Below are 5,737 nucleotides of genomic sequence, written 5' to 3'. Positions count from 1 at the left end.
GGACTGCGCAGATCGTGCGACACGCCACCAAGCAGGACGGCGCGCTCTCGCTCGTAGCGATCGACCGGGCCAGCAGGTCCGTGTAGGCGCGCGAGATGGCGGCAATCTCGACCGATGCGCCGACTGTCGCTGCCGGGTCTGCGGTAGCGGGCCCAGCATCCCTTCTTCCGGGTGCATGCGCCTGGATATGCGTGCGCAATTGCTCCAGGGGCCGGGCGAGCCGCCGGGCAACGGCCCAACTCAGCGCCGCGACCAACAGCACCACGAACACCGAGCCGACCGTCAGACGCCATGACCATTGCGGCAGAAGCAGCGGCTCTGAGATGCCCAGCCAGACGGGCGGTAACCTTGGGGGCAGCACGCGCAGCCAGACTCTCGGCTCGCCTGCGCTCACTTCGATCAGGAAGTCGTCTACGTGCACGCCCCGCTGCGCCAATGCCTTTCGCAGTGCCAACGGACCGGGCCTGTTCGGTACGCGCAGGCTCGGGCCCTGCGGTGGCATGGCCCGCCGCTCGATGGCAGGCAGCGTCGCGGCGTCCTGGGGCATGGCTGCGACGCGGGCCAACATCGGCGCCCAGATCTCGGCATAGGGCTGCGCCAGCAGGACGGAGCGTTCGATCATGAGCAGCGACGCGAACAGAACGCCGGCGCATGCCGACAGCACCGCCTGCATGAGCAGCAGCCGGGCGAACAGGCTGTCGAAACGGGGCCTTCGAGTCATGCAAGGCTGCCGCCGCCGCATTCAAGCCCGGCGGGGCATGAAGACATAGCCTTCACCTCGTACGGTTCCGATCCAGCCTCGCCCTGGTGCGGCCTCATCCAGCTTGCGGCGCAGTCGTCCCACCTGCACGTCGACGGTACGGTCGAGCGGTCTGTAATTGCCGCTCTGCGCCGCGGCGCAGAGCTGCTCGCGCGAACGTGGAACGCCCGGCTCGCCAGCCAGCGCCAGCAGCAGCTTGTGTTCGATGCCGGTCAGCGCCACCACGCGCTGGCCGACGACGACTTCGCGCTGTAGGCGGTCGATCGTCAAGCCGTCGAAGCGCAGCAGGGCCGGCGTGGCCCATCCCGGCAACTGCCGACGCAGCAAGGCACGTATCCGCGCGACCAGTTCGCGCCGATCGAAAGGCTTGGCCAGATAGTCGTCTGCGCCAATCTCCAGCCCCAGCACTCGGTCCAGCGCGTCACCGCGCGCCGTGAGCATCAGAATGGCTAGATGCGGGTAGAGCCCGCGCCAGCGCCGGCATACGTCCAGGCCGTTGGCGTCGGGCAACATAAGATCGAGAACGACCACCTCGGGCCTTCGTTGGGGGATGGCTCGCTCGCCATCGCCCGCCGTCAGGACGGCGTGCACGGCCCAGCCTTCACGCGTCAACAGCTCGACCAGCATCTGCGACAACTCCGCATCGTCGTCGACGATCAGGATCAAGGGCTGGCTCATCGAGCCGGAGTTTAGGGGCCGGTCGCTATCCGGGGATGCCTTCTGAAGGTGCTTGCCCAAGGGAAAGCGTCACGAGACCCCGGCTGTGGCGCGGCAGAGATACAGCATCGCGGGCTGCGGAGTCCCACTCAATCAGCAATCGCCTCATCCAGCACCTCGACCCAGTGCCGCACCGGCACCCCGGTCCCGCTTTGCAGGTGCTGGATGCAGCCGATGTTGCTCGAGACGATCGCCTCTGCGCGAAGCGGCGCGAGCGCAGCCAGCTTGCGGTCGCGCAGCTGATAAGCGAGCGTGGGTTGCAACACGGAATAGGTGCCGGCCGAGCCGCAGCACAGGTGGCTTTCGCTGGGTGCGATCGCCACCTCGAAGCCCAGCTCGGTGAAGGCGACTTCGACGCCACCGCGCAGTTGCTGCCCATGCTGCAGCGTGCAGGGCGGGTGGTAGGCCAGTTTGGGAGCCTTGCGCCGCAGCTTCGACTTCAAGGTGGGAACCAGCTCGGGCAGCAGCTCGCTCAGGTCTTTCGTCAGCGCAGCGATCCTGTTCGCGCGCTCGGCATAGGCCGGATCGTGACGCAGGTGATGGCCGTAGTCCTTGACCGTCACGCCGCAGCCCGACGCGTTCATCACGATCGCCTCGACCTTGCCCTGGCCGGTCAGGCCCTCGACCAGCGGCCACCAGGCGTCGACGTTGCGGCGCATGTCGTTCAAGCCGCCTTCGTGGTCGTTCAGGTGCGCGCGGATCGCGCCGCAGCAGCCCGCGCCGTCGGCCACCAGCGTCTGGATGCCGGCCGCATCGAGCACGCGCGCGGTGGCGCTGTTGATGTTGGGCGCCATGGAGGGTTGCACGCAGCCCAGCAGCATGAGCACCTTGCGCTCATGCGTGCGCGTCGGCCACTGGTGCGCGCGCGCGGGCGCCTTGGGCGGCACCTTGCCCTTGAGCGCGGCCGGCACGAAGGGACGGAACAACTGGCCGAGCTTCATGGCCGGCGCGAACAGCGGCGAGGTCAGGCCCTCCTTGAGTGCCATGCGCGCAGCGCGCTCGGCCGGCGGGCGCTCGACCTTGGCGTCGACGATGCGCCGGCCGATGTCGACCAGCGCGCCGTATTGCACGCCCGAAGGACAGGTGCTCTCGCAGTTGCGGCAGGTCAGGCAGCGATCGAGGTGGATCTGCGTCTTGCGCGTCGGCCGTTCGCCTTCGAGCACCTGCTTGATCAGGTAGATGCGCCCGCGCGGGCCGTCGAGCTCGTCGCCGAGCAATTGATAGGTCGGGCAGGTGGCGGTGCAAAAACCGCAGTGCACGCACTTGCGCAGGATGGCTTCGGCGTCGGCGCCGTCAGCGGTGCCTAGAAATTCAGGAGCGAGATTCGTTTGCATGAAGAGGATTCAGAGGGCCGCCAGCGCGGCCTCGGGGTGTTGTGGGGCGCTCGGCAGACACGGCAAGACGTGGCTCATGGCACGCGCCACGTAGTCGTCCTTCTCTCCCACCGGCGCCACGTAGTGCAGCGCGTCGCGCGCGGCTTCGAGGCCGGCCAGGCGCGCGATGATCCACGCCGCCAGGTACTGCGAGGCGAGGCAACCGCCCGCGGTGGCGACGTTGCCGCGCGCGAAGAAGGGCTGTTGCAGCACCTCGACGCCGGCCTCCTGCACCCAGGGTTTGGTGATGAGGTCGGTGCAGGCCGGCACACCGTCGAGCACCCCGAGCTTGGCGAGCAGCAAGGTGCCGGAGCACTGGGCGCCGATGAGCTGGCGTGCCGGGTCGAGCCGCAAACGCGCGAGCAGGGCTGCATCGCGGACGATCTCGCGGGTGCGCATGCCGCTGCCGACGATCACCGCATCGGCCAAGCTGGCCTCCTCCAACGAGGCCTGCGCGTGCACGACCACGCCGTTCATCGACGTGACCGTCTCGCCCGGCGCGGCCAGCGACACGCGCCAGCCCGGCAGCTTGACGCGGTTGAGGATGCCGAGCGCGATGAGCGAGTCCAGTTCGTTGTAGCCGTCGAAGGTCAGGATGGCGATGTGCATGCGGTGCTCCTCGTGATGACGCGCCGGCTCAGAGATCCGGGTACAGCCGGCCGCGGTTGAACACGCCGGCCGGGTCGAACTCGCGCTTGAGTTCGCGGTGGATGCGCGCCAGCGGTGCGGCCAGCGGCGCGAACACGCCCGCCGCCTTGTCGCCGCCGCGAAACATCGTGGCGTGGCCGCCAGCGCGCTGCGCGGTTTCCCGCACGGTGGCCGCATCGGCGGCACTGCACCACCAGCGCTGGCCGCCGCCCCACTCGATGAGTTGCTCGCCGGCCAGATCGAGCGGCGCGGCGGTCTGCGGCACCGACAGGCGCCACAGCGCCGCGCCGGAGCCCGATTGGGCGGCGGTTCCTGCGCGCACGAAGAACTCGTCGCCATGGTCGCGCAGGCCCTGCCAGAACGGCGTGGCCATCGCGTCGTCGATGCGCTCGCCGCCCAGGCGCGCGATGGCGGCATCGACCGCGGCCCGCGCGCCGCGCAGGCGCAGAAGCAGCATGCCGTCCCACCAGGCGCTGGCGTTGATGGGCAGCGGCTGCCCGCCCCAGGCATTGAGCTGGCGCAGCGCGGCGGGCTCGGTCATCTCGAAGCGCAGCGTGGCAGTGGCCGGCGCCACCGGCAGCACCTTGAGCGAGACCTCGAGGATCACGCCCAGCAGGCCCAGCGAGCCGGCCAGCAACCGCGAGACGTCGTAGCCGGCGACGTTCTTCATCACCTGGCCGCCGAAGCTCAGCACCTCGGCCCGGCCGTTGAGCAGGGTGGCTCCGAGCACGTAGTCGCGCACGCCGCCGACGCTGCCACGAGACGGCCCCGCCAGACCTGCTGCGACCAAGCCGCCGAGCGTCCCGCGCCCGTGCGCGCTACCGGCAAAGCGCGGCGGCTCGAAGGGCAGGCACTGGCCCTGCTCGGCCAGGGCCGCTTCCAGCGCCTCGATCGGCGTGCCGGCGCGCGCGGTGACGACCAGCTCCGTCGGCTCGTAGCTCGAGATGCCGCTGAGCGCGCCGGTCTCGAGCGGTTCGCCGGTCACGGCGCCGCCGTAGAAGGCCTTGGAGCCATGACCGCGGATCTCGAGCGGCGTGCCGGTCGCCTGCGCGGCGCGCACCTGCTCCACCAGGGCGTTCAGCGCGGCGTCGGGTCGCTCGGTCGCCGCGAGAGTGCGCGGGGCGGTCCCGGTGGTGGCCGCGGCCGCGTCGTCTTGTGTCGTGTTCATCGGCTCAAAAGCGTGGCAGGTGGGCAAAGGGCAGCAAGCCCTTCTTCACATGCATCTTTCCGTATTCGGCGCAGCGGCTCAGCGTGGGGATGACCTTGCCGGGATTCAACAGGCCCTGCGGATCGAAAGCGCGCTTCAGCCCGAACATCTGCTCGCGCTCGGCCGGCGTGAACTGCACGCACATGGAACTGAGCTTTTCCACGCCGACGCCATGCTCGCCGGTCACGGTGCCGCCGAGCATGACGCTGGTTTCCAGGATGTCGGCACCGAAGAGCTCGGCGCGGTGCAGCTGGTCGGGGTCGTTCGCATCGAAGAGGATGAGCGGGTGCAGGTTGCCGTCGCCCGCGTGAAAGACGTTGCAGCAGCGCAGGTCGTACTTGATCTCCATCTCGCCGATGCGCGTGAGGATTTCCGCCAGCTTCTTGCGCGGGATGGTCGAGTCCATGCACATGTAGTCGGGGCTGATGCGCCCGCTGGCCGGGAAGGCGTTCATGCGCCCGCTCCAGAACTTCAGGCGCTCGGCCTCGTCGCGGCTGATGGAAAAGCGCGTGGCGCCGGCCTGCTCCATCACCGCAACCATGCGGCCGATCTCCTCTTCCACTTCCTCGGGCGTGCCGTCGCTTTCGCAGATGAGGATCGCGGCAGCGTCGAGGTCGTAGCCGGCCCGCACGAAGTCTTCGACGGCGGCCGTCATGGGCTTGTCCATCATCTCCAGACCGGCCGGGATGATGCCCGCGCCGATCAACGCGGCGACCGCATGGCCGGCCTTTTGCACATCGTCGAAGCTGGCCAGGATGGCGCGCGCGAGTTGCGGCTTGGGCACCAGCTTGACCGTGACTTCGAGCGTCACGGCCAGCATGCCCTCGGAGCCGATCACGGCCGACAACAGATCCAGCCCCGGCGCGTCGAGCGCCTCCGAGCCGAACTCGACCGGCTCGCCCTCTACGGTGAAGCCGCGCACGCGCAGCACGTTGTGCACCGTCAGGCCGTACTTCAGGCAGTGCATGCCGCCGGAGTTCTCGGCCACGTTGCCGCCGATGGTGCAGGCGATCTTGCTGCTCGGGTCGGGCG

At 69.3% G+C, this 5,737-nt stretch carries 5 protein-coding genes and 1 pseudogene; all 6 read right to left on the bottom strand.

Features of this window, described 5'->3' with window-relative positions; translation table 11 throughout:
- Positions 1-673, bottom strand: a pseudogene (locus tag H0W38_RS15425) (hypothetical protein); the annotation flags it as partial.
- Between the two features lie 69 nt (positions 674-742).
- Positions 743-1,426, bottom strand: coding sequence for a response regulator transcription factor (locus H0W38_RS15420; protein WP_292455625.1), 684 nt, complete (start codon positions 1,424-1,426; stop codon positions 743-745).
- Positions 1,427-1,566: 140 nt separating this feature from the next.
- Entirely contained in the window at positions 1,567-2,811 is a 1,245-nt protein-coding gene (gene glcF, locus H0W38_RS15415) for a glycolate oxidase subunit GlcF (protein WP_292455623.1), read from the bottom strand.
- Positions 2,812-2,820: 9 nt separating this feature from the next.
- Positions 2,821-3,459 (bottom strand): DJ-1/PfpI family protein, encoded by a 639-nt coding sequence (locus H0W38_RS15410; RefSeq protein WP_292455620.1) that lies wholly within the window; start codon positions 3,457-3,459, stop codon positions 2,821-2,823.
- A 28-nt stretch (positions 3,460-3,487) separates the two neighbouring features.
- A complete protein-coding gene (gene glcE, locus H0W38_RS15405) occupies positions 3,488-4,666 on the bottom strand; it encodes a glycolate oxidase subunit GlcE (protein WP_292455618.1) in 1,179 nt (392 codons plus the stop codon).
- Between the two features lie 4 nt (positions 4,667-4,670).
- The coding region (locus H0W38_RS15400) for an FAD-linked oxidase C-terminal domain-containing protein (RefSeq protein WP_292455615.1) at positions 4,671-5,737 on the bottom strand (1,067 nt) is incomplete at its 5' end.

Source organism: Methylibium sp., from assembly GCF_013817365.1.
Lineage (GTDB): Bacteria > Pseudomonadota > Gammaproteobacteria > Burkholderiales > Burkholderiaceae_C > Methylibium.
Note: the sequence above shows the minus strand (reverse complement) of the source record. Positions and strands in the feature narration are given on the sequence as shown.